We start from the raw sequence: 26,960 nt of genomic DNA on the forward strand, positions 1-26,960 counted from the left end.
AGCTGCTATTGCGCGGGTTCTAATATCAGTGTGGATACTGATTGGTCGTCAGTATCTAACGACATTGGCCACAGCTTTAAATGCTTAAAAGGCGCAATGTTGTCGTCATAATGCTCGCTGATGACATTGCCACTTTGCCCAGTGCTATTTATAAAGCCACCCTTGTTCTCATTACCTAAATCAATAACTTGACGATAATTTCCAGTAGACACTGTGCGGTAACCATTATCTTCCGTGTAACCCCAGTTACCACTGTTTACGGTATAGCGATCACCGCCCCCTTCTATGGCGCGATCAAAGATAGAATTCCACAACTGCATGTTGGTAAACACGAGATGTGGAAAATAGCTTTCATGTACCTCTCCCCACGTTGCGTCTTTGCCAATTTGACGGTTAATTTCATCTATTGCCCCGTCCAATGCCAGAAGTGCTAACTCTTCACACGTTTCCGTTTCTTCTGTATTGATTCGGTCACACCAGTTGAATTTCACCGCACTGTTGTTATTAATGACCGCGTTTATAAACGTTGGCTTTAAGCGAGTTACAAAAGATTGCAAATTGTTTCCTCTGGCTTCATGCAAGATGTTTCCACGCAGCTCGTCACTGACCAATAAGCTGTTAAAGTGGCGCAGCCATACTTCGTAGATGACCGCCTCTTGGCTTTGTCCAGAGACAACACCATCCCATCCCTTGAGTCTATCTATCGTGGTTTGTTGTTGCGTATTTTGTGGAGATAACCCTAAGAAAAACGGCAATAGCTGCTTAGTTTGCAAACTATCCACATTACCCTGAAGCGCGACAAAGTCCTCTGCCGTAATTTTCTTTCCTTGTTCGATCAAACCTTGAATGGTTGTATTAATACGCTCAGCGCGATAAGGCACAGCCCAAACATTTGAGATGAGATGAGGGTACTCTTCGCTATGATTCTTGTTATTTGCGTTTGCAACATATCCAATTTCGGGGTTGAACTGATGAGGTAACTCGTCGTTTGGAATGTATCCACTCCACTCATAACGCGAATTCCAGCCCGGTACAGGTAGTCGGCCGTTACTATGGTGGCGAATGGGAATGCTGCCTGCAGCAAAAAGTCCAATATCTCCGTTTTGGTCAGCATAAACAAAGTTCATAGCCGGTGCGACATAGCCGTCAAACGCCGATTTAAAGCTGTTCCAATCGCTTGCATAATTAATATTGAGAAAGCTTTGAAACGTTTTGTCTTGCTTTTCCAGTGCACTCCATCTAAACGCTAAGGGACGCTCTACTCGACCCATCGCATCACTTATCAATGGACCGTGGCGGGTTTTTCTAACTGGCCATTTGACGGCTGGGATAGGGTTGGTTAAAAATTGAGGAAAATCAGACCTAACATGGATAATTTCTTCTTCCACTTCCATGTCAAACCATTGGCCATCTACCTCATACTGATTATCATCCAATGGATTGGTACGAACCACATATAAATCTTGCGCATCAGCAAGCATATTGGTGGTTCCCCAAGCAATCGATTCGTTTCTTCCCATCAAGACGATGGGGGCACCAGGATACGTCGCACCGGTTACACTGAGCTTGTCACCTTTAATCTCAGCGAGATACCAAATAGCGGGGATCTCTAGTCCCAAATGCGGATCACTCGCTAACAGTGGAAACCCGCTTTGAGTATACTTGCCTGATACCACCCAAGCATTACTGCCAGTTCCTTCCCCGCCTAAGTTAAATTGCGGCTGCATCTGGTTATTTTGCGCTAGTAGGCCCTCTATAACGCTCTCATCTAGCTGTGAAATCGCTTCCATATCTGAAAAGCGCTCTGCATTTACATTGGGCATTAGTTCATTTGCTTTTGCCACCCCGAGCTCTTTGATCAGTGCACTTAGTGTCAGCTCATTACCAAAGTTCAATGGCCCACCTAAGTTATATGCCATCAGTTTAACCAGAGTAATTGAATTAACAGGCTGCCATAGCTCAGGTTCAACATCTAACAGCTGAAATTCAAGCGGTAAGGTATGACCCTCCTTGACCCAAGCATTCACACCGTTGGCGTAAGACTCCAACACCTTGAGTGAATGCTCATCTAACGACTCTAAAGCAGACTCAGAAGCTCGCTTAAGGCCAAGCGTTCTCATAAACTTATCACTTTGCAGCGACTCTCGACCTAACACCTCACTTAAACGCCCAGTTGCTAGGCGCAGCGCGAAGTTCATTTGCCATAGTCTATCTTGTGCGTGCACATAACCTAACGCAAAGTAAGCATCATAATCATTATCGGCAAAGATATGCGGAATTGAGTTTTCATCTCGAACCACTTTGACGGATGAGTCAATGCCCGACAGACTAATAACCCCTTCTTCTTGCGGCAAACTTTTCAACAGCGAGCTGTAGCCGTAAACCAATAGCACCAATAAAGGAGCTACTATCCAAATTAAAAAACGAAATAGTAAAGGATGTGAGCGCATTTGCATGTCAATATTTCCTTATGAAGTCGCCTACACAGACGGACTTCAATTACACTGTTCCTTGGTGATAAAGATCCCAAAAGGATTTTGGGTTCCGTTATACAAGCCCTAAAAAGTAAACCAGTTCATCAAGTGATTGATAGAATCGGTCAATTTCTTCAGTTGTGTTGTAAATGTAAGCGGAGATACGTAGCACCTCGCCACCCATTTGCTGATCAACAATGGGCTGAGCGCACATGTGACCCGTTCGGCACATGATGCCGTAAGAGTCACTCAAAGACCTGGCGATATCTGATAAGTCCTCGCAACCTTTGATTCTTAAGCTACCAATAGCACAGCGATTTTTAGCACTTTTCGTCCCCAATAACTGAATATAATCTCGCGCTAGCGCGCCTTTAATAATTGCTTCAGTGAGTTCTTCTGTGTGTGCTAAAGATGCTTCTTCACCAAACTGCTTCAAATAGTTAAGTGCCGCACCAAAACCCAATGTCGATGCAATTGCGGGCGTGCCAGCTTCAAAACGATGGGGTATTTTTCGTTCTTGTGAGCCTTCCATATCAACCCAATCAACCATACCACCGCCGACAACCAGTGGACGTAGTTCATTCAGTCGAGCACTTTTTCCATATAAGCATCCAACCCCTGTTGGGCCTAGCATTTTATGAGCAGAAAAAGCAACAAAATCAACATCTAACTTAGAAACATCAATACGCAAATGAGGGTGAGGCATGGATTGTGCTGCATCAACGACTACAATTGCATCACATGCTTCTTTTGCAGCTTTAGTCATCTGATCGATAGGCGCAACTGTTCCCGTAACGTTTGAGCAATGTGTTAGTACTACGACCTTTGGTTTGAGTTTAAGCAGCCCATAGTAATGATCTAGATCTATACCACCTTCGTCATTTAGGTTAACCAGTCTTAAATCCGCTGCTCTTCGCCAAGGCAGCATTTGCGCGTGATGTGAGTCTAAGAAACCAACCACAATATCATCGGATTGAAGGTTTAAGCCATACGCAACCATGTTTAATGCTTCTGTCGTACCTTTGGTGAAGACTATTTCATTACCATAGGCACCTAAGTATTGTGCAATTGAATATCTAACTCGCTCATAAGAGTCGGATGCTTCTTCAGAAAGGTAATATTTCCCTCTGTGAATATTTACACCATTTTGTGAGTAATAATTAGACATCGCTTCGATTACCGAGCGTGGCTTCAAAGAGGTCGCAGCGCTATCCAAATAGGTAATTTTTTGTTCATCTATATGGCGTTCCAGAACAGGAAAGTCCGACTTACAACTTACTAAATCCATGATATTAACCTTCTTTTTTCATCTCTTACTGCAACGCTTGAAACGCATGACATAAATTTACCACCTCGATCTGCGGGTAAATAATTTGTGGTGGAGCAGTGGATGTTTCTTGTTTTTAAAGTGTCCTTGAGCATTTCAACTAGCTCATCTTCAAGTTGTTGTGTCCAAGCATCATTACTCATGTAATGGAAACTGAATTCATCATCGTCTAATTGGTTCACCTGATACATGTCTATCCATGGCGCAGGTCCAATCAGATCATCTAATTCTCTGGGCGTGATTAACGATCCATCATTGAGCCACAGTACATTTTTAACGCGCCCTTCATGACGAACCATAGGTGCAGAGTCCCCACATGGGCACGGCTCAGGACTCAAGCGATAAAGATCGCCAGTTGCATATCTAATATGAGGGGATAAACGGTCACCAAGCGTAGTGATGACCATCTCAGCCAACTCGCCAGGTTTGGCAAGTTGTCCATCTTTGATGAATTCAATATGGTAATCTTTGGTGTTAATGTGCTGATGGCCTGCTGGGCATTCGAAACCAATATAGCCCAACTCTGACATACCGAGCATATCTGCAAAGGCGACCTTGTCACCAAAACACTCTTTGATTTGGCGGCGTGCTACCTGTGTGCAGAGGGTGTACCCCGACATAATACAGAAGCCCTCTTTTTTGTGCGGTACTCTCCCCGCTTTTTTCATGGCTCGAATCAAAAATGCAAAGTGTGTTGGGTCAACAAATAGCAGGTGCGGATCGTACTGTTCTATCTCATCTAAAGCACGATGAATCATATGTTCTGGCGTTGTAAGCAAGTCATGGTATACCGGCAGCACCAATGTACCATCCGGCAACATGCGACTTTCCATCGTACTGTTGGGGTTAGCACATTCAACGTCCGAACAGTTTGGCGCTGCAAAGCGACAAGTACGTAGCTTTAATCCAGGCTTCCATAAAGACGAAAACGCTGGGTTAACTGAAATACAACTCGCTTGGCGCCTAGCGAGATCATATGACAATACCACACTCACTAATCTATCACCTTCTGTACCAGAACTTTGAAAGCGCATCACATAGGGGCTTTTCAAGTTATAACCAGAAGCGATTACCGATGCAGGGAACCCTTGGCGGTAATTCCGTTTAACTGTAGGTGGTATTTTTAATAGGTCACTGGGTTGAGTGATATCAGCTAAAGTTAGCCCAGCCTGATCAAGATGTTTTCTAAAAAAGCCTGTGTTGTTATACGCATAATCCAGCTCATTTTTTATTTTTTTAAAAGCCACGTCCACGACAATCGATTCCTTGATATAAATAAAATTATAAAATCGATACTATAACGTTTATTTTTTGAGAACAAGATGGTTATTAAAGTTTAATAAATACCGAGATACTGTTAATATTGTTAATAATTAACTGTTGAAAATAACGAAATACTGATTTATTTAACAAAAAACAAATCGATAGAGCAATATAGAGACCTACAGCTCTAGTGAAAAACATTTAAAGCATTGAATAATAAAGTTATTTTTTTAAATCACATTCGTATAATATATATAAAGCACAGCTATTATATTAAATTTCAATGCATTACATCCCTCCCTTAGACAAAAGGGTGAAGTCTACTCATTTCTTCAATAAAATTGGCTTCCCATAGCACCCACATTGTGAATTGTTGATTGCACTAGACATTTATATATTTGCAAATAGCAAAACTATCGATGTTAGATAAGCAAATGCGGAGCAAAATTTAACCAAGAAAGTTCATAATATAGGCAAAAATACCCATTAATCGCAGGTTAACTGTTCAGTAAGGTGTACACTTTGCGAGCACACTTAGGATTGTAGGTATGAATTATCATCAGGATAGACTTGCATAACATATATCTGTGGATTTCCTGCTGTGCTGTTTCCCAACATTTCAAAATAAAACTAGTACTTTTGTATAGTTATAGTCTAGGCTACGGGGCAAGAATAAATAAGCATTTTACAGCACGAACCAATACAGGCACAAATTACGCGTCATCTAAGTCGCAATATTGTTTGATTTTTCATTATTATAAAAAGCAGTTATCGGTCCCTAATTTTCTCACTTATCCGCTTTTTCATACATGTGTTAGCAATAATGATCAGGCAAACATGACCGTTACCAACGGCCAATTCTATGTCCAAAGTGCAACACATCAATATGCTAAGATATCCCTAACAATTGCTGCTGCAGCTCATGAACTTGATCACGCACTTTGGCAGCCTGTTCAAACTCTAAGTCACGGGCGTGTTGCATCATTTTCGCTTCAAGCTCCGCTATTTGTGCTGCTAACTGTTTAGGATCAGAATCAGCCATAGCCTCTTTTGGCTTTTTATGTAGCTTGGCTTTGGCAATATCTGCCTCTGACACCTCTTCGCCTGTGTCCATCACATCTGTGATCTTCTTAACCAAAGCTTGTGGCTCAATGCCATGCTTCTCGTTGTAAGCTTGCTGAATAGCACGACGGCGCTCCGTTTCATCTATCGCCTTACGCATAGACTTGGTGATCACATCGCCATACAAAATGGCTTTACCATTGAGGTGGCGAGCGGCACGCCCTATCGTCTGGATCAATGAACGAGCTGAACGTAAAAAACCCTCTTTGTCCGCATCTAAAATCGCAACCAAAGAAACCTCTGGCATATCCAAGCCTTCACGAAGTAAGTTAATACCTACTAGCACATCAAACACGCCTTTTCTGAGGTCACGAATGATCTCCATGCGCTCAACCGTGTCAATATCAGAGTGTAAATAACGTACCTTTACATCGTGATCGTTCAAATAATCCGTTAAGTCTTCCGCCATACGCTTGGTCAACGTTGTGACCAGCACGCGCTCTTGTTTTTCAACACGTAAATAAATCTCGGATAATAAATCGTCAACTTGCGTCGCGACTGGCCGCACTTCCAATTGTGGGTCTAGAAGCCCTGTCGGCCTGATAACCTGTTCCGCCACATCACCGTTTGACTTTTCCAGTTCAAAATCACCCGGTGTGGCAGATACATAAATAGTTTGTGGCGCTATGGCTTCAAATTCATCAAACTTGAGCGGTCGGTTGTCCATAGCTGAGGGCAAGCGAAACCCGTACTCAACCAAGTTTTCTTTGCGGCTTCTGTCGCCTTTATACATCGCCCCGATTTGCGACACAGTCACGTGTGACTCATCAATGATCATCAATGCATCATCTGGCAAATAGTCCAGTAATGTGGGTGGTGGCTCGCCCGGTGCTCGCCCTGATAAATAACGGCTGTAGTTCTCAATGCCTGAGCAATAACCAAGCTCGGTCATCATTTCAATATCGTACTGAGTACGTTGCGCGACACGCTGCTCTTCAACCAGTTTATTATTATCAAGTAGCTGTGCTCTGCGGTCTTTAAGTTCAACCTTAATTCTGTCAATGGCATCAAGGATCTTTTCCCGCGGCGTAACATAGTGCGTTTTTGGATAGATAGTGGCTCTTATCAGATGTTTTTCTACCGCCCCTGTGAGCGGGTCAAACATACTAATACGCTCAATTTCATCGTCGAACATTTCTACTCTAATCGCGTATGAATCCGATTCCGCTGGGAAGATATCTATTACTTCACCGCGAGCGCGATAGGTGCCTCGGCTAAAATCCAAATCATTGCGAGTATACTGTAGCTCAGCAAGACGTCTGAGCATGTCTCGTTGATCTATAGTGTCGCCCACTTTGAGCAACAACATCATTTTCATATACGAGTCTGGGTCGCCCAAACCATAAATCGCCGATACGGATGCAACAATGATGGTATCTCTGCGCTCTAGCAGTGCTTTGGTCGCTGACAAACGCATCTGCTCGATATGTTCATTAATCGAGGCATCTTTTTCTATAAATGTGTCGCTGGCAACCACATAGGCTTCTGGTTGATAATAGTCGTAGTAAGAGACGAAGTACTCAACGGCATTGTCAGGAAAAAACTCTTTCATTTCGCCATAAAGTTGAGCCGCCAACGTCTTGTTATGCGCCATGATAATGGTTGGTCGATTCAGGTTGCTGATGATGTTCGCCATAGTAAAGGTTTTACCTGTGCCTGTGGCTCCCAACAGAGTTTGATGTGCCAAACCCGCTTCCAAACCGTCACATAATTGAGCGATCGCTGTGGGCTGATCACCACTGGGAGAAAACTGCGATACTAGTTTAAACTCGTCACTCATCATGCAAACTCCTTTAGTGATGCATCATGCATTCTGGTCAGGTTATGATTAAACCACTGATATGCGACACAAGCCGTAACCAGATTACCAATTGCCGCACCGATAAATAAACCTGTTAAGTCTCCAACTAGCGACCCAACGTACGCAAAAGGCACATAAAAAACAAACAGTCGAACCACACTCAAAATCAACGCATTCATTGGTTTATGTAATGCATTGAAAGATGAGTTCGTCAATATAATCATACCTTGTAAACCGTAGCTCAATGGCATGATATAGATAAACAATTCGATCACCCTCACAACTTCAGGTTCATTACCAAAAGTGCGGCTGATCAGCCCAGAAAAAATCAACAAAAGTAAATAAACACCCAACTGCCATAGCAACACAAATTGAAGCGTTTTACGGTAGGCTTGCTTGACTCTATCATATTTACCAGCACCATAATTTTGGCTGACAAACGGTGGCAACGTCATAGACAGCGCTAACACCACTAAGCTTGCGATGGACTCAATACGACTGCCCACCCCAAATGCGGCCACGGCTTCCGGACCATATCCGGCAACAATGGCGGTCATCACAGCCATTGCCATCGGAGTCAGCATGTTAGCTCCTGCAGCAGGAAAACCGATTTTTAGAATTTTACGGCTCGCACTTATCACACCTTGTTGCCCACCATGCAGACTTAGTAAACGTTTTTTGATTGCCAATAAATATAAGATGATCACCACCGCGACCGCCCAAGCAATCACACTGGCAATCGCAGCCCCTTTTATGCCAAGTTCAGGAAACGGGCCAACACCAAATATTAGTAGAGGGTCTAACACTGCATTAATTAACCCCGCAAAGCCCATAATAAAGCTGGGTGTTTTGGTGTCACCGCTGGCACGCAACACCGAGTTTCCTATCATCGGAGTTATCAAAAATACGCTACCTAAAAACCAGATGGAAATGTAGTCATAGATATAAGGCATTACCTGCGCGTTCGCACCGAGTAATTTAAAAGTTGGTTCAATAAGAGCGAACCCCACAGCCGAGAGAGAAAATACAAAAACCGCAGATATCAAAAGTGAAATTGTGGCATCAAATTTTGCTTCTTCTATTTTGTTAGCGCCAAGCGCCTTGGCTATTACCGCTGAGGTACCAATACCCAATCCGATAGCAAGGCTAATAACCGTAAATGTCACTGGGAAGGTAAAACTGACTGCTGCTAATTGTTCGGTGCCGAGTAAACTGATAAAGAATGTATCGACGATATTAAACATCATCAGTGTGATCATGCCGAAAATCATAGGGATGGTCATTCGTTTTAAAGTGACTGCAATGTCCCCGTTTAGGATATCATTGCCTTTATCTGGATTGTGCACTGACGACATAGTAATGTTTATTCTCCTATAGTGAGCCTGGCATTTTAGATCATCCCTGACTTTAAACCCAGTCAAATAACCTGAGATTTTGCCTCTCACCGATTACCATACACAAAATCAGGATCAAAGACATTTGCCTATGATAGACCGAGCTAGCGCTTAAAAATGTTCAAAACCCCCCTAAATGACAAATTAGTTACACATTTAACAACCAAGAGTATTTTTTTTGCACAACAAAAGTGCGTTTTGGTCATAAAAAGTTCACTTATATCAAAAACTGCGCCAATAATAAGCAATTTTAGTAAAGTATTGATTTTATTATCAAAAAATAATTCCATAAAAAATATTGAAATGCTTGGAGGGCACTATTTTCATAGCGTTGACACACTTCTTAAATATTAATAAACAATGTTATCCACAGATTCCGTGGATAACTCAATAAACACCAATAGAATAAGGGGCTGTAGAGAGATCATTTCTGACACCTTAATAATTGCAAGTTGATCTGACCGATCACAGCAACAAATTTTCGGCTTGATCTTTGTGGAAAAGCATCCACATGAACGTTCCTTTTATAGGCCCTTTTTATTCCACTTAACAGCATAAAAACATTACTACCTGATTAATAAGGAGTTTTAATATATGACGGAAAATCTATGCAGATTTACTCGCAGCCCTAGTCACAAAATCTCCATTAGGGCATAGATTGAGGACAATTTTCATCACTCTAGAGAGCGATCTTTTCTATAAGATCTTCAACTACAAATTTGGATCTCAAAGAAAAGCTTATAAAATCCGCAGTTCGATGCTTTTTTAGCTCAAAAGCTTAATAATCACACATTTTGTAGATTTCGATTAATAATCAAACAACCTTACTCATCCCGTTTCTTATCTAGTGCTGTATCAGTGCAATAATTTTCAGCAAATCGGATAGAAAAGCAGCGAATGAGACAGTTTTTTAATTTTATGACGTTTTATTGGTTGACACCTTGCAAAGGGGTCATTAATATTTCGCCCCGTTGAGAGATACACGCTTCCCCCTTAGCTCAGTTGGTTAGAGCGACGGACTGTTAATCCGCAGGTCCCCCGTTCGAGTCGGGGAGGGGGAGCCAAATCTTTTAACGTAACGATTCCCCCTTAGCTCAGTTGGTTAGAGCGACGGACTGTTAATCCGCAGGTCCCCCGTTCGAGTCGGGGAGGGGGAGCCAATCGTTAATGTAATCGTTCCCCCTTAGCTCAGTTGGTTAGAGCGACGGACTGTTAATCCGCAGGTCCCCCGTTCGAGTCGGGGAGGGGGAGCCACATTACACTCTCTTCTTTATATATTGTTCCCCCTTAGCTCAGTTGGTTAGAGCGACGGACTGTTAATCCGCAGGTCCCCCGTTCGAGTCGGGGAGGGGGAGCCAATATCACTTTTAAATAGACATTCAAGCACTTTTGCACTACCCTACAACAGTTTAGATCCGTTCAAAAAGATTATGATTTTTGGCAGTTTTCTTCCCTCGTTGATAGATAAAAATAATGGCTGAATAATGGCTAGTTTCAAGAAACTCGTATTGTTACAATTTTTCTCATGGTTGATATTTTCACTCCTTGGCGTGTTATTTTTTGCATCGAGCTTCGACTCCGCAGTAAGTAAAGCACAGCAAAGTGCTCAAGCGATGGTTACTCAGTACATCCATGATAAAACGATGGCTGAAGTAACACCCCAACATATTCAGACCGCCCTTGCCGATGGCCAAGTCTTTTCGACGTTTATAGTGCGTAATTTTAACGGTGAAACAGTTTTAAATATTAGTGAGCCAAACTCATTACCAGTGTTAGCAAGTATTATAGAGTCAAGTATCAATGCGGTAAGACCTCAATTTGCTGTCAATAAAACCAAAGACATTAAAATTGAGTTTGTGATCAACGCACAAAGCCAAGGCCAACTCTTACAACAAACTATGTTACTGACATTTGCGGTGACTGCCCTATTGGCATTTATTCCAATCTTTTATATGCGCACCATATACCGTCGGCTGATCCGAAATGTAAGTACCACCGTGGCTGATGCCGTCGATGTCTATATTACCCGTAACCAAAACTCAGCAGACATTGACAGTGAGTTTGACACAGAAGAAATGCAATCTTTGGGTGCCGACCTTACGCCATCATTTAAACGCCTGGCACACTTTTTAAAGAGTAAAGAGCACGACATTAAAAGTGCTGCACAAAGCATTAAACAAGAAGCTTATAAAGATGTGATTACAGGCCTTGGCAATCGCAATATGTTTGTTGAGTACTACGAGCACCATATCGAGTCAGCGACTAATAAGACCTTTGGTAGTTTGGCCATGATCCGCTGTAGTGAGCTACAAATCATCAACCAGACACGCGGCTATCAAAAAGGTGACGAATACATCAAATCAGTATCTGACATCATTAAACATGTCAGCGGCACCTATACTGGTAGTCAGACTTTTAGGCTAAACAGCTCTGATTTCGCTGTATTGCTACCCAATGTGCCTTCTAAAGAAGCGGAACATTTCGGTGAGACATTACAATCTAGATTTACACAATTTCAGCAAAACCAAGAGCTTAGTTCTGTGGCAAATACAGGTATTGTGTCTTACGAATCAGGCAAGCCGCTAGGTGAGCTACTCTCTGTGGTTGATAACGCCATGAGCATGGCACAAAGCAAACAAGCCAATGCTTGGCACTTACAAAGAGAATCAGACCTTGTTAACAATGTAGGCGCCAGTTTTGGTAATCAAAACTGGCGTAAAGTGATCAGTGAAGTGATAAGCTCAAAGCGTGTTTCGCTGATGATGCAAAATATCATGCCAGTAGGTAAAAACACCAAAGCCTATGCCGAGATCCAAGCGCGCTTTAAAACCGAAGAAAATCAAATGCTGCCAACAGCCTCCTTTTTGGCGATGGCTGAAAAGCTCGAAATGGCCATTGATATTGACCGCTTGATCATTGATACCTCTTTGGAGCTCATCAAAACACGTAACTTTACCGAGAAATATTTTGGTATCAACGTTACCGCATCCAGCGCCCATAGCGACCAATTTGTGATTTGGCTAGAGCGCCGTTTACTCAAAGATGCCAACATCGCATCTAAACTTATATTCGAAGTGAGTGAGTTTGGCCTACAACAGAACATTAAAGCCAGTAAGCGCTTCATTGATATGGTTCACCGTGTTGGTGCACGCATTACGGTCGAGCGATTCGGTGTGGGTTTAACATCCTTCAAGTTTTTCAGAGACCTTAAACCTGATTTCATCAAGATGGATGCAAGTTATACCCGCGGCTTGGAAGAGGATAAGAACAATCAATACTTCATGCGCTTAATGGTCGATTTAGCACATAGGATTGGAGTAAATGTGTTTGCGGAGGGCGTTGAAACGCAAGAAGAAAAGCACATTATAGAAACACTCTGCCTAGATGGCGTACAAGGCTACTACATCGAAAAGCCAAAGGAAATTTAGCGGCGCTGCCCTATTTTTCAAACAAGGCCATTTTATATGGCCTTGTTTGTTCTTGTATGTTGGACTAGTGTCAACATTTTAAGGCACATATGGCCTACCATAGCTTTTAATTCTGTGATTTTTTTATGATCTTAGCGCACAAAATTGCTAGAATCACGGCCATCTAAAACTCACCTCAGTTTTTAGCAAAAGGGGCTGCAATGACTGAATATATCATGTTGCTTATCGGTACTGTGCTGGTAAACAACTTTGTTCTGGTTCAATTTTTGGGACTTTGCCCATTTATGGGAGTCTCAGGAAAGTTAGACACAGCCGTGGGTATGTCTTTGGCAACCACGTTTGTGCTTACTTTGGCATCCGTAACCAGCTATTTAGTCAACCAATATATCCTGTTGCCACTGGAGCTAACCTTCTTAAGAACCATGAGTTTTATTTTAGTGATTGCCGTTGTGGTGCAATTTACTGAAATGGTGGTGCGCAAAACCAGCCCCACATTGTATCGACTATTAGGCATTTTCTTACCTTTGATAACCACAAACTGCGCTGTATTAGGTGTTGCATTATTGAATATTAAAAAGGATCACACTTTCATTGGCTCTGCGGTCTATGGGTTTGGTGCCGCTGTTGGTTTCTCTTTAGTATTGGTGTTATTTGCCGCGATGCGTGAACGACTTGCCGCGGCTGACGTACCCACGCCTTTTAAAGGCGCTTCTATTGCGATGGTAACCGCAGGACTTATGTCGCTGGCCTTTATGGGCTTTTCTGGATTAGTGAAATTATAACCATGACTTTGTTTTATGCCTTAATCGCGCTGGGTTCTCTAGCGCTTATATTTGGACTGATACTTGGCTACGCTGCGGTCAAATACCGAGTTGAAAGCAACCCTATCGTTGATCAGGTTGATGCCATATTACCGCAAACACAATGTGGCCAGTGTGGTTACCCAGGTTGCCGTCCCTACGCAGAAGCCATCGCCAATGGTGATGAGATAAACAAATGCCCCCCAGGTGGTGAAGCCACGGTCAAAAAGCTGGCCGATTTAATGGGAGTTGAAGCTAAACCTTTAGCCGGCGGTGAAGAGGCTGAGCCTGTAAAAACAGTAGCGTATATTAGAGAAGATGAGTGTATTGGTTGTACAAAGTGTATTCAAGCCTGTCCGGTTGATGCCATTGTCGGGGCAACAAGACAAATGCATACGGTCATTGATGACGAATGTACTGGCTGTGATTTATGTGTAGAGCCCTGCCCTGTTGATTGTATTGACATGCTACCCGTTGAACAAACTAAGCAAACTTGGAAATGGCAATTGGACGCCATTGCCATTAAACAAATAGATTAAGAGGTTTAAGTGGACTCGTTACTTGAACAAATTGAACGTGGCACCTTGTGGCAATTCCCTGGGGGCGTTCACCCACCTCAGAAAAAGTCGCTTTCAAATCAGCAACCTATTGCAAGGTTGCCACTGCCTGATAAGCTTGTACTACCTCTTAAACAGCACATAGGTGCCAATGGTCAGTTATTAGTTAATGTCGGTGATAAAGTATTAAAAGGCCAAGCACTTACTAAGCCCACAGCCAACTGGTCACTGCCAGTACACGCCCCCACATCAGGTGAGGTCATTGAAATTAAACCAATGCCTTCGGCACACCCGTCAGCATTGCCAGAGCTGAGCATTGTGATGACGCCAGATGGCAACGACACATGGTGTGAACTGAGCCCTGTTAGTGACTTAAACAAGCTTGACCATAAAACACTGATCGATCTTTTACACAATGCGGGCATTGCCGGCATGGGCGGTGCGGGTTTTCCAACCTATGTTAAAGCCGACAGCCATCAGCCGATTGAGTTTCTAGTTGTTAATGGCGTGGAATGTGAGCCGTATATCACAGCCGATGACCTTTTGATGCGTGAGCATGCACAAGAAATTGTGCAAGGCATTGAAGTTATGCAGCAACTGCTCAAACCTCAGCGCGTCTTGATTGGTATCGAAGATAACAAGCCAGAAGCTATTGCGGCGATGAAGCAGGCAAGCGCCCATAACACTGCGATTCTAGTGCGAGCCATTCCAACAAAATACCCGTCTGGTGGTGAAAAGCAACTTATCCGCGTGCTCACTTCAAAAGAAGTACCAAGTACTGGGATCCCTGCGGATATTGGTGTACTGGTACAAAACGTAGGCACCTTGTTTGCTATTAGCGAAGCGATTTATAAAGGAAAACCGCTGATTGAGCGAGTGGTGAGCGTCACGGGCAACACCATTGGCAAACCACAAAACGTCTGGGCATTGATTGGTACTGAAATCAAGCACCTACTTGATTGCCAAGGCTTTACGCCTGTACCTGAACAGCGTGTCGTGATGGGCGGTCCCATGATGGGCTTTACACTTCCTACCGTGCGCATTCCTGTGGTAAAAACCACTAACTGTATCTTAGCGCCAGACAATCAAGAATTAGCTGAGCCTGGCGATGAAAAAGCCTGTATTCGTTGTAGCGCTTGTGCCGATGCCTGTCCGCAAAGTTTGCTTCCACAACAGTTACAGTGGTTTGCTAAAAGCAAAGACTACGACAAACTAGAAGCCTATAACCTATTTGATTGTATCGAGTGTGGCGCCTGCTCATATGTGTGCCCGAGCGAAATCCCGCTGGTGCAATATTATCGAGTTGCAAAAGCCGAGATCCGTGAGCAGAAACTCGATCAGATCAAGGCAGAGCGTGCAAAAGAACGTTTTGAAGCACGTAAAGAGCGTTTAGAGCGTGAGCAGCAAGAAAGACAAAACAGACATAAGCGCTCGACTTCCCGTTCGGCCAAACCTGACGCAGAAAAAGCAAAAGTGGCTGATGCACTTGCTAGAGTAAAACAAAAGCAAGGTGATAAATCGGCGGTACAAGCAGCAATTGAACGAGCAAAAGCGAAAAAGGCCGCGGACGGTAGTTTAGAGCCAGATAACAGCGAAGTTGCACTCGAACGCGCACGACGCAAAGAGCAAGCTCGACTGTACAAAGAACAAAAGACAAGTGAAGATGCACCTTTAGCTGAAAGTGCTAAAGAAGACAGTGGTAAAAAAGATGCGGTTGCCGCCGCGATTGCGCGCGCTAAAGCGAAAAAAGCCGCACAGCAGGCCAAACAAGAAAACGGGCAGCCGCAGCCACAAGCCTCTGAACCTGAAACGAAAAAGTCGGATGACGACCCGCGTAAAGCCGCGGTAGCCGCTGCAATTGCGCGTGCCAAAGCAAAAAAAGCCGCACAACAGGGCGAGCAAGAAAATGAACAGCCGCAGCTACAAGCCTCTGAACCTGAAACGAAAAAGTCGGATGACGACCCGCGTAAAGCGGCGGTTGCCGCAGCAATTGCGCGTGCCAAAGCGAAAAAAGCCGCACAACAGGGCGAGCAAGAAAGTAAGCAGCCACAACAACCCGCCTCTGAGTCTGAAACACAAAAGCCGGATGACGACGACCCGCGTAAAGCCGCGGTAGCCGCTGCAATTGCGCGTGCCAAAGCGAAAAAAGCAGCTAAACAGGCGGAGCAAGAAAATGAACAGCCACAGACATCGACTTCTGAATCTGAAACACAAAAGCCGGATGACGACGACCCGCGTAAAGCCGCGGTAGCCGCTGCGATTGCTCGCGCCAAAGCGAAAAAGGCCGCAAAGCAGGCAGAGCAAGAAAATGAACAGCCGCAGCAAGAGCAGAGCGTTCAAGACGCGGGGTCAACAGACGCAACACCACAAACGCCAGAGCAAAAACGTCAAGCTGCCATCAAAGCCGCCGTCGCTAAAGCCAAGGCTAAGAAACAAGCCAAAGAACAAGAAGGAAATGATCCGTCATGAAACTAAGCATGGCCTCATCACCACACAATCACAGCCAAAAAAACCTGAGTAGGCTGATGCTTACTGTTATCGCCGCCTGTATTCCTGGCATTATTGCGCAGTGTTACTTCTTTGGTTTTGGCGTCATAGTACAGTTAATGTTAGCGCTTATTACCGCAAGCCTCAGTGAAGCCTTTATGCTAAGTGTTCGCAAACGACCGGTTTGGCCTGCTCTGAGTGATGGTAGTGCTTGGCTAACGGCGGTGTTGCTGGCTATCAGTATTCCACCGCTTGCGCCGTGGTGGATTGTTGTTATCGGCACCGTTTTTGCCATTGTTATGGTTAAACAACTCTACGGTGGACTGGGTTTTAATTTATTTAACCCTGCCATGGCGGCCTATGTATTGTTACTAGTCTCATTCCCAGTACAGATGACCAGCTGGACACCCGTCAGCAGTTTGTTGACTCAGCCTCTAAGTCTTATGGATCAAGCCTCACTCATTTTCTTTGAATACTCTGCCAATCACACAGACCTTATCGGCGCATTGACCTCTGTGGATGGCACCACCATGGCAACGCCACTTGATACGGTTAAAACCGCTGTATCACAAAACTTGACCGTGGATGAAGCCATGATGGGTAAGCAGTTTAGCGCCTATGCAGGCATTGGCTGGATGTGGGTCAATCTCGCTTTCTTAGTCGGCGGCCTGTTTTTATTAAAAACCAAGGTCATTAATTGGCATATACCCGTTGCAATGCTTGGCACACTCGCTTTTTGTTCTGCTATCGGCTTTATAATTGCGCCAGGCAGCCATGCTGGCAGCCTGTTTCACCTGCTTAGCGGCGCAACCATGTTGGGGGCATTTTTTATCGCCACCGACCCTGTATCAGCCTCGACCACTAATCGTGGTAGATTGATTTATGGCGCATGCATTGGCTTGTTGGTATACCTGATCCGCAACTACGGGGGCTACCCTGATGCCGTTGCTTTTGCGGTGTTAATTATGAACATGGCAGTGCCTTTGATAGATCATTACACGCAACCGCGTACCTATGGTCATGGAGCAGCAAAATGATAGCGCAATCTATGTATCGAAATGGAGCGATTTTAACCGCCTTTGCACTGGTAACCACAGGTGGTGTAGCCGTAGTACAGTCGATGACCGCTGAGCGTATCGCACTACAGGAAAAACAACACCTAATGCAACTACTCGGGCAAGTTTTGAGTGCACAAGAGTATGACAACAAGCTTTATCTGGACTGCACCAGCAGCAACGCACCAGAGCTTGGCCCCGGTTCGCCACATATTATTTATCGTGCAACTAAAGCAGGAGAACCCGCTGCTCTGTTAGTTCGCCACGTCACACCAAAAGGTTACAGCGGTAACATTGACATTCTAACGGCCGTTAAAGCCGATGGCAGTATTAGTGGGGTGCGTGTCACTCGTCATGAAGAAACCCCTGGCCTTGGTGATAAGGTGGAACTTGCTAAGTCAGATTGGATCACAAGCTTTAATGGCCTAACCATTAACGCTGATAACGCCAAACAATTTGCAGTCAAAAAAGACGGCGGTCAGTTTGACCAGTTTACGGGAGCGACTATCACGCCACGCGCTGTTGTTGCTTCAGTGAAACAAGCAGTTGAATATACACAGCAAAACTTCGATGCATTATTTGCAGGCAAAAACCTGTGCGCAGGAGATGTACAATGAGCGATATGAAAACCTTGTTCAAAGAAGGTATGTGGGCAAACAACCCCGCCCTTGTACAATTATTAGGGTTGTGTCCTCTGTTGGCAGTAACCAGCACGATTACCAATGCCCTTGGGTTGGGGCTGGCGACCTTGTTGGTATTGGTAGGCTCAAATGTCACCGTTTCTGTGGTGCGTAATTGGGTGCCGAAAGACATTCGTATCCCCGTGTTTGTCATGATCATCGCCGCATTTGTGACCATCGTTCAACTGCTGATGAACGCCTATACTTTTGGCTTATATCAATCCCTTGGCATCTTTATCCCCTTGATTGTAACCAACTGCGCCATCATTGGCCGTGCCGAGGCTTTCGCTTCTAAAAACAATCCCTTACTTAGCGCTTGGGACGGTGTAATGATGGGCCTAGGTTTTGCCATTGTTCTCATCGTACTAGGCACCATGCGCGAATTGATCGGCCAAGGCACCCTGTTTGATGGTGCAGACCTGTTACTTGGCCCATGGGCAGCCAGTTTGCGCGTGGAGATATTCCAGTTTAATAGCCAGTTCTTGGTGGCAATTTTACCTCCCGGAGCGTTCTTAGGCTTAGGCCTGCTGATCGCCGCTAAAAATGTGATTGATGCACAAATTAAAGCCAAAGCCGCACCTTCTTCAGAACCTGAAAAGGCACCCAGAGCACGTGTTACCAGTTTAACGTAAAAGAATAAGAAGCAGTTATGAACAAACAAAAACGTATTGAAATACTCACCCGCCTGCGCGATGACAATCCGCACCCTGAAACCGAACTTGAGTACTCATCGCCGTTTGAATTGTTAGTAGCCGTTACCCTCTCTGCGCAGGCCACTGATGTGGGGGTTAACAAGGCCACCCGCAAGCTGTTTCCTGTTGCCAACACACCACAGGGCATTTTAGATTTAGGTCTTGAGGGTCTACGAGATTACATTAAAACCATTGGCTTGTTTAACTCAAAAGCAAACAACGTCTACAAGATGTGCCAAATTTTGGTTGAAAAGCATGGTAGCGAAGTACCCGAAAACCGCGAAGCCCTAGAGGCATTACCCGGAGTCGGCAGAAAAACCGCCAATGTAGTACTGAATACCGCCTTCGGCTGGCCCACTATTGCCGTTGATACCCATATTTTTCGCGTTTCAAACCGTACCAAGTTTGCCATGGGTAAAGACGTGGTAGAGGTAGAGAAGAAGCTTGAAAAAGTGGTGCCCAAGGAGTTTAAAGTGGACGTTCACCACTGGCTTATTCTACATGGCCGCTATGTGTGTACCGCCCGCAAACCCAAGTGTGGCTCGTGTTTGATTGAAGACTTATGTGAGTTTAAGGATAAGGTCGATAGCTAATATCAGCGTGAGAATATGGACAATAACCTAATTGCTAGTTGGCAAGCAGAATATAGTCGCACATCATCGACCGTTATCATTCCTGATGGTTGTCGCGACTTGATAGTAAAAACGCTCGCAAATGATAAGCCAAATTGGTTCGTTTCTGAGCTGTTTGATAGCGCCGAGTTAGTCCAAATAGAAGCGAATAGCCAGTGGGCTGGATTTCGTTTAAGTCCAGGCGCACAAATTAAAGAGCAGGCGCTACTAGAGTACATTGAAGCTAAACAATATCATGCGCAAGATGTAGAGAGTTTTATTGGCGAGTTTGTTTCCTCTGAAAGCTCCATTGAAGAAGCTTTGGAATGCTTCGCCTGCGACGCAGGGTCTATAAAACAAAGCGCAGCCCAACTTGGCGTCAGTGTTAGAACCTTGCAGCGACTGGTTTTGCATAAAACAAACAGAACGCCTAGTTACTGGTTGCAGTTAGCTAGGGTTAGAAAAGCAGCTCGAAGCTTAACACACAACACGCTTTTGGCTGATGTAGCCCAAAACCATGGCTTTTCTGATCAATCCCATATGAATAGAGAGTTTCAGCGCTGGCTTGGGCTGACGCCAGTACAGCTATTCAGTTCTCCAGCTATCATCAGACAGCTCAATAGCAAAGGCTACGCTTAAGACCTGACAGGCGTACATATTTCAACTAAAAAGCCATTATTCTCAGTTACATAAGCTATTGTCTGACCCCAAGGCATTTGTGTTATATCTTGTACAAGTGACGCCCCAGCACCCAGCGCATTAGCAAGTGCTGCCTCTACATCATCAGTTTCAAAAGCTATCTCAAATGTCGGGGCTTTAGGGTTAGGTTCTGCGGGACGCTTGCCTAACTCATTCATTAGCTTCAAAGAGGAAAAGGAAAGTGTTGTACTACCTGTATCTAACTCCCCATAATCTCCACTTTCATGCAGCATTTTCTTTTTCAATCCGAATGCCTTCTCATAAAAACTGAAAGTTTCACTGACATTTTCAACATACAGTATCGTGTATTTAAATTTCAAGGTATTGCCCTCTTGTCGATTAAAGTCTCAATAAGGCTACAGATAGGTGTGCTATCTATCTTGAACAATTGCGACAATCCTCAAATTAAATGCGCTACCACGATAATTTGATAACCGACTGGCCAAGCATTGCCGTTGATAGCCATATAACTTTTCAAACATACTTAAAGCTTATGACTGAGCATTTTTATCGTACGCTTTACGCGCTTTATTGATTTTTGCATGGTGTTCATCGGCCCATGTGACTAGCTGGTACAACGGTTTTACGATCCCTTTTCCCATGGCTGTCAACTCATACTCAACCCGTGCTGGTACTTCAGGGAATACCGTTCTTTTGACATAACCTTCACGCTCTAAGTCTCGTAGCGTTTGCGTTAGCATCCGCTGTGAGATCCCTATGATTCTAGACTTCAAAGCGTTGAAGCGCTCAGCGCCATCCACCAAAGCAAATAAGATCAACATTGACCATTTATCTCCAATTTGCGCAATCACATTGCGAATTGGGCATGTCTCGTCATTATAAAACTTTCGTCTTTCTTTAATGTTTTTTTCAGTCACCCATTTCCCTTAACTATCTGTTTTATTTAAAAATAAACCTCGATTAGGTTACCTATTTGTGCCTAGGGTAGGTTTGTGTACCTAATTGCAAGAGTGGTTACTAATAATTACTATAGTCTCAGTTAGTAACCAACTCGGATTTTAGGAAATATTTATGTTTAAGGCTATTACATTTTTATTATTTGCTTTAATGAGCATGGGCTCACTCGCTCAAGGCATTGATAAACCAAGCATTGATTTTAAATCATTGCAAAAATCAAACTGGACAAAGCAAGAGTTAGAAAATGCGTTGCTCATCAAGGATTTTGTGCAAAGCCTAATGAATAATCACGATTTTGATTATGTGTTAGCACAGTACAACAACAGTGCGTACAAGCAACACAACCGCAACCTACCAGATAAAATGACGGGATTAGTTGGTTTCTTAAAAGATTTTGTAGAAGATTATCCCGAATATTCTTACGACGTTAAGCGCATTCTTGTGGATGGTGATTTTGTAATCTTTCACTCTCACGCCACTTTGTACAAAGACGATAGAGGCAATGACCAAAAAGGCATGAATATCATTGATACTTGGCGAGTTGAAGACGGCCGCATCGTCGAGCATTGGGACTCAATTCAAGCACTGGACGGCTTTATGCGTTTTTATTCGCTGATAAGCGGTGGAACCATTCGTAACGACAATGGCGTGTTTTAAGCTAAACGATTATTTCATTGGCCCCATATCTTCAGTGCTTAAAACCGCATTAAATTTGCGGTGGGTAAAAGTGTGGTGAAGTAAAAAATAGGCTCAAAAAGGTAATGCGAAGACGAGAGGGGCTACCAAAGCGCCCTCGCGTTACTAGATAACCTTATGAAATCAGTGATGAATGCACTCATGCGTGACGTCTAAGGCTTGTTGTCCGTCATTGTTTCAATTCGCTAGTCGTTATCATTACCCACTTGCTTTTTTCGTCTCCATGGCTCGATGGGTTGCGTAAAATACCTCCACCACACGTACTTCCATGGGATCACTATCATTATTAAGCAAATTCCAATGGTCGACCCTTTTACACTAACGATGCTAGGAATTTCCTCACCTGCAAGCCAAGGTGGTAGCGCAACAACGACCAACCAGAGCGCCTTCCAAACAATTTCGTAGAGCATAATCGGTAGAAATGCTAACGGGCGAAATAGGCCACCAATGGCAAATACAGCCAGTGCGAATAACATCGAATGTCCAAGCCCCCGCCATGGAGTCCATTGAGAAGCCCCCTCAAGAATGTAATTCAATTGATTTGAGCCCAGCACAAACACCATTCCCGCAAAAAATACTCTAAGCCCCCACGTTTTCCAAAGCGGTACTAATGGGGCACTCTTTTGAATTGAGTCATACTTACTCTGATTATCTACACTTGTATTCACCGCTTCGTTATCGGTGACTGATTTGCTTTTCATTACCCTAGCTCCTTTTTTAAATTCGTCTCAATACTGTCATTCGTCGGGGTTTAAAGCGTATCGATTTCGAAATTCGATGCATGAAAAAGGCAAAAAGAGGCGGGATTCATGTAAAATCACTTTAGAAATAGGGAGGAGAGAAATTGGAACCGCTAAACATCGCGCAATTATTCATTGTGTCACTGAGCCTGACACTCGCCGTTGTTCATGTTCGTCAGCGCGATACGCATGTGTTGCATTTAGCTTTTGCCGTTTTTTGTGCCTCTTCGTCTATGCATATTGCAGCTAAATTGACGGGCAACTATTGGCCGCCCTACCATCACCTTATCGGTATGCTAGGTTTTGCAACCTGTAGTGGGTACTGGCTATTTGCGCGGGCTTTTTTTCGTAAAACCAACCCTATCAATCATCATCATCTTCTTTTTGTCGCCATACTGGGAATGTGCTTGGTATTAAGGCACCTTTTACGTTTTTGCGAAAAAATGTGGCTAATAGATACCCAGTGGTTCACAACGCTCACAACCGTTTTATCCGAAGCCATTGCAATCTTATCTTCAGGCATGCTTATTCTTGCGTTTTGGGAAGGCTATCGAGTTTTACACAGTACAACCGCAACGCAACGTAAAATATCCAAAATCTATTTATCTTCACTAACGATTGGCATTGTCAGTGTTATGCTCATTGCTACGGCGCTGCCAACAGACTTATTAGCCGGTGCAGGAAGAGACTGGCTCGTCGTTTTCGCTTACACCTTGATATTAACCAACACACATGGACTGATCCGATTTCGCCAACAAAAAATTGACCAAAAAGAAGCTGATACAGGTTCTTCCGAGGGCGAAGAAAGCATGCTTGCTCACCAAATCAAAACGCTGTTGGTTGAAGAAAAACGCTTTTTAGAGCCAAGTTTGCGTGTTGTAGACATTGCACGGGAGTTAGATGTACCTGAATACCGTATTCGCACAATTATGCTCAACCATTTCAATGCCAAAAACTTTAATCACTACGTTAACCAAATGCGTATCGAACACGCTAAAACACTGTTATGCGCGCCTGATAAACAAGATTGGCCAGTTCTGGTTGTGGGGATTGAAAGTGGCTTTGCCTCTGCCGCCCCATTTACACGCGCTTTCAAGGAGTTTACAGGTTGCACACCCGGACAGTATCGCAAGCAAAACCTAACACCGCAGTAGTGCCTTTAATCAAGGCTGCGTTGGTAGTGAGCGGAACGCTCTAGCTAAGCGACTTGCTGCAATCTTAACTAGATAAGCCTTAACTTGGTCTATCAGAACTCATTTGAGGTGTTGCGCAAATTTGGCGGCCGTGTTCGCGCCAGAGGCTTTTCTTCAAGGCGTGAACATAAAGCTCTGTTGGGTGGCCCCCTGGCTTAACCAACCGACCTTTTGACGTAGGCCGGTTAAGTGGCAAAGCCACGCCACCCGAAAAACGATAAATTTACTTAGAAACAACCCGACTAACCGCGCTGCCTACCACCTGTAATGCTTTTAAAAGTACCTTATCTGTGCCGTTTTGAAAGTCATCCCAACGGGTGTTAACCAATACATCTGGATAGACGGCATCCGTTTCTTCATCAATAAAGGGGTAGTAACGCACGGACAAACTTAACTGACGCCCTGAATTGGGCAACGCAAACCGATAGCTTTCAGAAAAAGTATTGGGGTCGCCTCCTGTTGGCTCGCCAATGATTTTGGCATTAAAAATTTGTCTAAATTGAAGCACATTACTCATTGCCGCTGAAAACGTGTGGCCGTCGGTGAGTAATGCTGTTCCTGCCAACCAATCAAACTGCGGCAGCGACTGAAGACACGAAGAAAATGCCAGCCCAGTGTAAAAACTTCCCCCACTATTTCCTCGAAAATCAATGATCAGTTTAGTTGCTGTACTGTTGGTTAAGCGGTTTTTAAGCGTATCACATTGTGCTATTACGTCTTCATATTTTGGGTATTGAGTGAAGCGAAAATAAGCCGTGTCGTTATTGATAAAAGCGAGTTGGATACCTTCTAAATTGATGTTCTGAAAATCAAGCTTGGGAGTTTTTACACCGAATGCATGGGCCACTTCACTAAATGCTTGCATTGAAACGGGTGAAACATGTGTGTTGGTGATTTTACTACCTCTTCGTGTGACAAATTGTGCCGGTTGTGAGTCAATCACAACACCCAACCCTCGCAGTAACTTTTCCAGCGTGAGGAAAAACTCAAATCGTACTGCTTGACTGTAGCGGTTATCTACCCCAGGCAAATAGCTACCTAACAACTTATACAGCGCCGACACATCAATGCCATTAATACTCAGAAGCTCACTGCCAACCAAATCGCTATAATTCTTTGAACTGGCAATAATGATGAGTTTATCCGCAAAAAATTTTAATCGAAATGGGTAGTGTTTGTGGGGACCTGACATCATAAAGTAGTTGGAATGACCATCACCAATTGCAGCCGTAATTCCCATCAGCCTAGCCTCAGCCTCTACCTCTGAGAGTAAGGGGAGCGCTTTTTTAAGCTTGTCTATCTGGGCGTCAAATTCAGTTTCAGGCAGGGTATGAAAAGGAAAAATATGCTTGGTTTTTACTTTCTCTGTATAAAAGTCAATATCTTGCTCCCAAAGTTGTGCTTTGGACTCTGATAATGCGCTGGCATAACAAGGAATAAACAGAACCCAAAAGGCGATCATTAGAGACTTCATTACTATTACATTCCTTTTGAAAATTTTGACGGTGACACTGAAAATTGGCGATAAAAGGCACGCCGAAAGCTATCATAACTACTGAACCCGACTCTTCGGCTTATCTGCTCAACACTCATGCACTCATCCCCCAATAAGTCTCTGGCAAAGTTAAGTTTCATCTTTTTAAAATAATGACTTGGGGTACAACCTAGGTGTTGCTTAAAGAGCCTGGTTAATTGCCGTTCACTAAGGCAGAGCTGCTCAGCCATCTGAGCGACAGTGATCTGCTCATCCACTCTAGCGCTAAGCCAATCAAGCAGGGGCGATAGCTTTAGACTCTGTGCTGATTGAATTTGTAGAATATCTGAAAACTGATTTTGTGAACCAGTGCGCTGGATGTAAACCACCAGCTCTTTGGCAACTTTTGCGGCGATTGAATTACCGTGGTCTTCTCTAATAATTGCTAGCGCAAGGTCGACACCCGATAAAACACCCGCTGATGACCATTTATTGCCACTCTTTACAAAAAGCGGTTCACTACAGACTTCTTTGGCAGGGTTTTGTGTTGATAATTCACTGCAATGACGCCAATGAGACGTCATCGTTATATCCTCGTGAGGAAACAACTTAGCCAAAACAAATGCACCTGTACAAATGCTTATCACCCGCTTTGCACTGTTGGCTATTTTGCGCAGCTGTTGATTCTGTGTTTTAGTCAAAGTGAGTTTAAATTCCGCCGTTGACCGTGTTAAATCGGAGAGCCTTGATTTGCCTAATAGACGCAACTTCAAGCTAAGGAGAGGTTAATACTGGGCCGAGGCTTTTGTGAGTTTAAGGGTAATGGCGGCTAAGTTATATATTCCAACCCACCCTTACAAGTCACAAGGTGAGTTGAAATTTAAGCCCGAGAGCAAAGTTACATGGGATCTAGGGTTAGCAAGACCCGCTTAGAATTCAAAGCAACTTGGCATGAACGGTGAATAGCAGCCATCTGTTCTTGACCTTCTTGCCATGCACTGCCTTTTAGCAACGCGACATCAAATGCATTCAGCTGATTCACACTGCTTTCGCTATAAAACCCATTATGTACGGCGGTTTTTAGTTTGAGCGGCGCTTGCGTATTTTTGCACTGATGAATTGCCTCATTTGGCAACCACTGCGTGCCCTCACCCAGATAAGTGTTTACCAAGCGGACCGGTATTTGATCAACATGGAGTTTTGGGCACATTGCGCTTGATAGTGGCGTTAGACGCAGCCCTACACTTTTACAACCAAATAGACAAGTGAGCATGTCTGATAACAGATAAATATCTTCTATTACTTCTAACTTGCCAATGCCATTGGGCAGCGCTGCGTTTAAATGCGCTTTTAACGAGTTCATGGTAAATACATTACGAATTCCTAAACCGAGCGAACTAAACACAGCTTCAAAATAACGGTTAATTATAGGATTGTTCTCACGCTGCCAGATAGCGACACTGATATCTTGAGACACACTCTCAGTGAGTGACTCCGGTGATGAACTCGACGCCCAACTCTGTGGTAACAACTGCTTTGCAAGGGCCAT

The 26,960-nt window shown here is 44.0% G+C and carries 22 protein-coding genes and 4 tRNA genes; 15 read left to right on the forward strand and 11 right to left on the reverse strand.

Annotated features, from left to right (window positions below; genetic code table 11):
- Window positions 1-5 precede the first annotated feature (5 nt).
- From L1070_RS18350 to L1070_RS18370, 5 genes are all read right to left on the reverse strand, one after another.
- The gene (locus tag L1070_RS18350) at window positions 6-2,456 is read right to left on the reverse strand and encodes a penicillin acylase family protein (protein ID WP_237126648.1); all 2,451 of its coding nucleotides are present in this window, start codon (window positions 2,454-2,456) and stop codon (window positions 6-8) included.
- Between the two features lie 91 nt (window positions 2,457-2,547).
- Window positions 2,548-3,762, reverse strand: coding sequence for an aminotransferase class V-fold PLP-dependent enzyme (locus tag L1070_RS18355; protein WP_237126649.1), 1,215 nt, complete (start codon window positions 3,760-3,762; stop codon window positions 2,548-2,550).
- Window positions 3,753-5,054 carry a phenylacetate--CoA ligase family protein gene (locus L1070_RS18360; protein WP_237126650.1) on the reverse strand — a complete coding sequence of 434 codons (1,302 nt, stop codon included), beginning with the start codon at window positions 5,052-5,054 and terminating at the stop codon, window positions 3,753-3,755. The genes L1070_RS18355 and L1070_RS18360 overlap by 10 nt, the downstream gene beginning before the upstream one ends.
- Before the next feature lie 899 nt (window positions 5,055-5,953).
- Window positions 5,954-7,966, reverse strand: coding sequence for an excinuclease ABC subunit UvrB (gene uvrB / locus L1070_RS18365; RefSeq protein ID WP_070987437.1), 2,013 nt, complete (start codon window positions 7,964-7,966; stop codon window positions 5,954-5,956).
- Complete coding sequence (locus tag L1070_RS18370) at window positions 7,966-9,342, reverse strand: MATE family efflux transporter (RefSeq protein ID WP_237126651.1); 1,377 nt, start codon at window positions 9,340-9,342, stop codon at window positions 7,966-7,968. The genes uvrB and L1070_RS18370 overlap by 1 nt, the downstream gene beginning before the upstream one ends.
- A gap of 1,026 nt (window positions 9,343-10,368) precedes the next feature.
- Between L1070_RS18370 and L1070_RS18375 the strand changes: the two genes are divergently transcribed.
- From L1070_RS18375 to L1070_RS18435, 13 genes are all read left to right on the forward strand, one after another.
- Window positions 10,369-10,445, forward strand: a tRNA-Asn gene (locus L1070_RS18375).
- 19 nt (window positions 10,446-10,464) lie between these two features.
- A tRNA-Asn gene (locus L1070_RS18380) sits at window positions 10,465-10,541 on the forward strand.
- Between the two features lie 17 nt (window positions 10,542-10,558).
- Window positions 10,559-10,635: transfer RNA gene (locus L1070_RS18385), tRNA-Asn, on the forward strand.
- Window positions 10,636-10,662: 27 nt separating this feature from the next.
- Window positions 10,663-10,739 (forward strand) — tRNA-Asn (locus L1070_RS18390).
- A 126-nt stretch (window positions 10,740-10,865) separates the two neighbouring features.
- Entirely contained in the window at window positions 10,866-12,809 is a 1,944-nt protein-coding gene (locus L1070_RS18395) for a GGDEF domain-containing protein (RefSeq protein ID WP_237126652.1), read from the forward strand.
- A 200-nt stretch (window positions 12,810-13,009) separates the two neighbouring features.
- Entirely contained in the window at window positions 13,010-13,591 is a 582-nt protein-coding gene (gene rsxA, locus L1070_RS18400; protein WP_070987180.1) for an electron transport complex subunit RsxA, read from the forward strand.
- A 2-nt stretch (window positions 13,592-13,593) separates the two neighbouring features.
- Entirely contained in the window at window positions 13,594-14,148 is a 555-nt protein-coding gene (gene rsxB, locus L1070_RS18405; RefSeq protein ID WP_070987182.1) for an electron transport complex subunit RsxB, read from the forward strand.
- Between the two features lie 9 nt (window positions 14,149-14,157).
- Window positions 14,158-16,635: an electron transport complex subunit RsxC gene (rsxC, locus tag L1070_RS18410; RefSeq protein WP_237126653.1), complete on the forward strand. Its 2,478-nt coding sequence runs from the start codon at window positions 14,158-14,160 to the stop codon at window positions 16,633-16,635.
- Window positions 16,632-17,690 (forward strand): electron transport complex subunit RsxD, encoded by a 1,059-nt coding sequence (gene rsxD / locus L1070_RS18415; protein WP_237126654.1) that lies wholly within the window; start codon window positions 16,632-16,634, stop codon window positions 17,688-17,690. Before rsxC ends, rsxD begins: the two co-directional genes overlap by 4 nt.
- Window positions 17,687-18,325 carry an electron transport complex subunit RsxG gene (rsxG, locus tag L1070_RS18420; RefSeq protein WP_237126655.1) on the forward strand — a complete coding sequence of 213 codons (639 nt, stop codon included), beginning with the start codon at window positions 17,687-17,689 and terminating at the stop codon, window positions 18,323-18,325. The genes rsxD and rsxG overlap by 4 nt, the downstream gene beginning before the upstream one ends.
- Window positions 18,322-19,020: an electron transport complex subunit E gene (locus tag L1070_RS18425; RefSeq protein WP_237126656.1), complete on the forward strand. Its 699-nt coding sequence runs from the start codon at window positions 18,322-18,324 to the stop codon at window positions 19,018-19,020. The genes rsxG and L1070_RS18425 overlap by 4 nt, the downstream gene beginning before the upstream one ends.
- Window positions 19,021-19,037: 17 nt before the next feature.
- The gene (gene nth, locus L1070_RS18430) at window positions 19,038-19,673 is read left to right on the forward strand and encodes an endonuclease III (RefSeq protein ID WP_237126657.1); all 636 of its coding nucleotides are present in this window, start codon (window positions 19,038-19,040) and stop codon (window positions 19,671-19,673) included.
- Window positions 19,674-19,688: 15 nt separating this feature from the next.
- Entirely contained in the window at window positions 19,689-20,330 is a 642-nt protein-coding gene (locus L1070_RS18435; protein ID WP_237126658.1) for a helix-turn-helix domain-containing protein, read from the forward strand.
- Here the strand turns inward: L1070_RS18435 and L1070_RS18440 are convergent.
- Together L1070_RS18440 and L1070_RS18445 are read right to left on the reverse strand one after the other, a co-directional pair.
- Window positions 20,327-20,710, reverse strand: a complete 384-nt coding sequence (locus L1070_RS18440; RefSeq protein WP_237126659.1) for a VOC family protein — start codon at window positions 20,708-20,710, stop codon at window positions 20,327-20,329. The two genes, L1070_RS18435 and L1070_RS18440, sit on opposite strands and share 4 nt — an antisense overlap.
- Window positions 20,711-20,881: 171 nt before the next feature.
- Window positions 20,882-21,268 carry a winged helix-turn-helix transcriptional regulator gene (locus tag L1070_RS18445; RefSeq protein ID WP_237126660.1) on the reverse strand — a complete coding sequence of 129 codons (387 nt, stop codon included), beginning with the start codon at window positions 21,266-21,268 and terminating at the stop codon, window positions 20,882-20,884.
- A gap of 154 nt (window positions 21,269-21,422) precedes the next feature.
- Here L1070_RS18445 and L1070_RS18450 point away from each other — a divergent pair, with 154 nt between their 5' ends.
- Complete coding sequence (locus L1070_RS18450) at window positions 21,423-21,965, forward strand: nuclear transport factor 2 family protein (protein ID WP_237126661.1); 543 nt, start codon at window positions 21,423-21,425, stop codon at window positions 21,963-21,965.
- Window positions 21,966-22,189: 224 nt separating this feature from the next.
- Here the strand turns inward: L1070_RS18450 and L1070_RS18455 are convergent, their stop codons facing one another.
- On the reverse strand, window positions 22,190-22,705 hold the full coding sequence (locus L1070_RS18455; protein ID WP_237126662.1) for a hypothetical protein: 516 nt from the start codon (window positions 22,703-22,705) through the stop codon (window positions 22,190-22,192).
- Between the two features lie 143 nt (window positions 22,706-22,848).
- Between L1070_RS18455 and L1070_RS18460 the strand changes: the two genes are divergently transcribed.
- Window positions 22,849-23,898, forward strand: coding sequence for a helix-turn-helix domain-containing protein (locus L1070_RS18460; RefSeq protein ID WP_237126663.1), 1,050 nt, complete (start codon window positions 22,849-22,851; stop codon window positions 23,896-23,898).
- Between the two features lie 262 nt (window positions 23,899-24,160).
- On the opposite strand, the gene L1070_RS18465 is transcribed toward L1070_RS18460, so the two are convergent.
- The 3 genes from L1070_RS18465 to L1070_RS18475 all read right to left on the reverse strand — a co-directional run bounded on the left by L1070_RS18465 (window position 24,161) and on the right by L1070_RS18475 (window position 26,960).
- Window positions 24,161-25,411, reverse strand: coding sequence for a peptidase S41 (locus L1070_RS18465; RefSeq protein ID WP_237126664.1), 1,251 nt, complete (start codon window positions 25,409-25,411; stop codon window positions 24,161-24,163).
- 5 nt (window positions 25,412-25,416) lie between these two features.
- Window positions 25,417-26,184 (reverse strand): helix-turn-helix domain-containing protein, encoded by a 768-nt coding sequence (locus tag L1070_RS18470; RefSeq protein WP_343221775.1) that lies wholly within the window; start codon window positions 26,182-26,184, stop codon window positions 25,417-25,419.
- Between the two features lie 125 nt (window positions 26,185-26,309).
- Complete coding sequence (locus L1070_RS18475) at window positions 26,310-26,960, reverse strand: DUF1826 domain-containing protein (protein WP_237126665.1); 651 nt, start codon at window positions 26,958-26,960, stop codon at window positions 26,310-26,312.

This window comes from Pseudoalteromonas sp. MMG022, from assembly GCF_021654245.1.
GTDB lineage: Bacteria > Pseudomonadota > Gammaproteobacteria > Enterobacterales > Alteromonadaceae > Pseudoalteromonas > Pseudoalteromonas amylolytica.

What these genes read in the sequence shown, in the direction of transcription:
- L1070_RS18350 (WP_237126648.1), bottom strand. Translation starts at nt 2,456, where the DNA reads ATGCAAATGCGCTCACATCCTTTACTATTTCGTTTTTTAATTTGGATA.
- L1070_RS18455 (WP_237126662.1), bottom strand. Translation starts at nt 22,705, where the DNA reads ATGAAAAGCAAATCAGTCACCGATAACGAAGCGGTGAATACAAGTGTA.
- L1070_RS18465 (WP_237126664.1), bottom strand. Translation starts at nt 25,411, where the DNA reads ATGAAGTCTCTAATGATCGCCTTTTGGGTTCTGTTTATTCCTTGTTAT.
- nth (WP_237126657.1), top strand. Translation starts at nt 19,038, where the DNA reads ATGAACAAACAAAAACGTATTGAAATACTCACCCGCCTGCGCGATGAC.
- rsxD (WP_237126654.1), top strand. Translation starts at nt 16,632, where the DNA reads ATGAAACTAAGCATGGCCTCATCACCACACAATCACAGCCAAAAAAAC.
- rsxB (WP_070987182.1), top strand. Translation starts at nt 13,594, where the DNA reads ATGACTTTGTTTTATGCCTTAATCGCGCTGGGTTCTCTAGCGCTTATA.
- L1070_RS18355 (WP_237126649.1), bottom strand. Translation starts at nt 3,762, where the DNA reads ATGGATTTAGTAAGTTGTAAGTCGGACTTTCCTGTTCTGGAACGCCAT.
- rsxG (WP_237126655.1), top strand. Translation starts at nt 17,687, where the DNA reads ATGATAGCGCAATCTATGTATCGAAATGGAGCGATTTTAACCGCCTTT.
- uvrB (WP_070987437.1), bottom strand. Translation starts at nt 7,966, where the DNA reads ATGAGTGACGAGTTTAAACTAGTATCGCAGTTTTCTCCCAGTGGTGAT.
- L1070_RS18475 (WP_237126665.1), bottom strand. Translation starts at nt 26,960, where the DNA reads ATGGCCCTTGCAAAGCAGTTGTTACCACAGAGTTGGGCGTCGAGTTCA.
- L1070_RS18435 (WP_237126658.1), top strand. Translation starts at nt 19,689, where the DNA reads ATGGACAATAACCTAATTGCTAGTTGGCAAGCAGAATATAGTCGCACA.
- L1070_RS18395 (WP_237126652.1), top strand. Translation starts at nt 10,866, where the DNA reads ATGGCTAGTTTCAAGAAACTCGTATTGTTACAATTTTTCTCATGGTTG.
- L1070_RS18425 (WP_237126656.1), top strand. Translation starts at nt 18,322, where the DNA reads ATGAGCGATATGAAAACCTTGTTCAAAGAAGGTATGTGGGCAAACAAC.
- rsxA (WP_070987180.1), top strand. Translation starts at nt 13,010, where the DNA reads ATGACTGAATATATCATGTTGCTTATCGGTACTGTGCTGGTAAACAAC.
- L1070_RS18370 (WP_237126651.1), bottom strand. Translation starts at nt 9,342, where the DNA reads ATGTCGTCAGTGCACAATCCAGATAAAGGCAATGATATCCTAAACGGG.
- L1070_RS18450 (WP_237126661.1), top strand. Translation starts at nt 21,423, where the DNA reads ATGTTTAAGGCTATTACATTTTTATTATTTGCTTTAATGAGCATGGGC.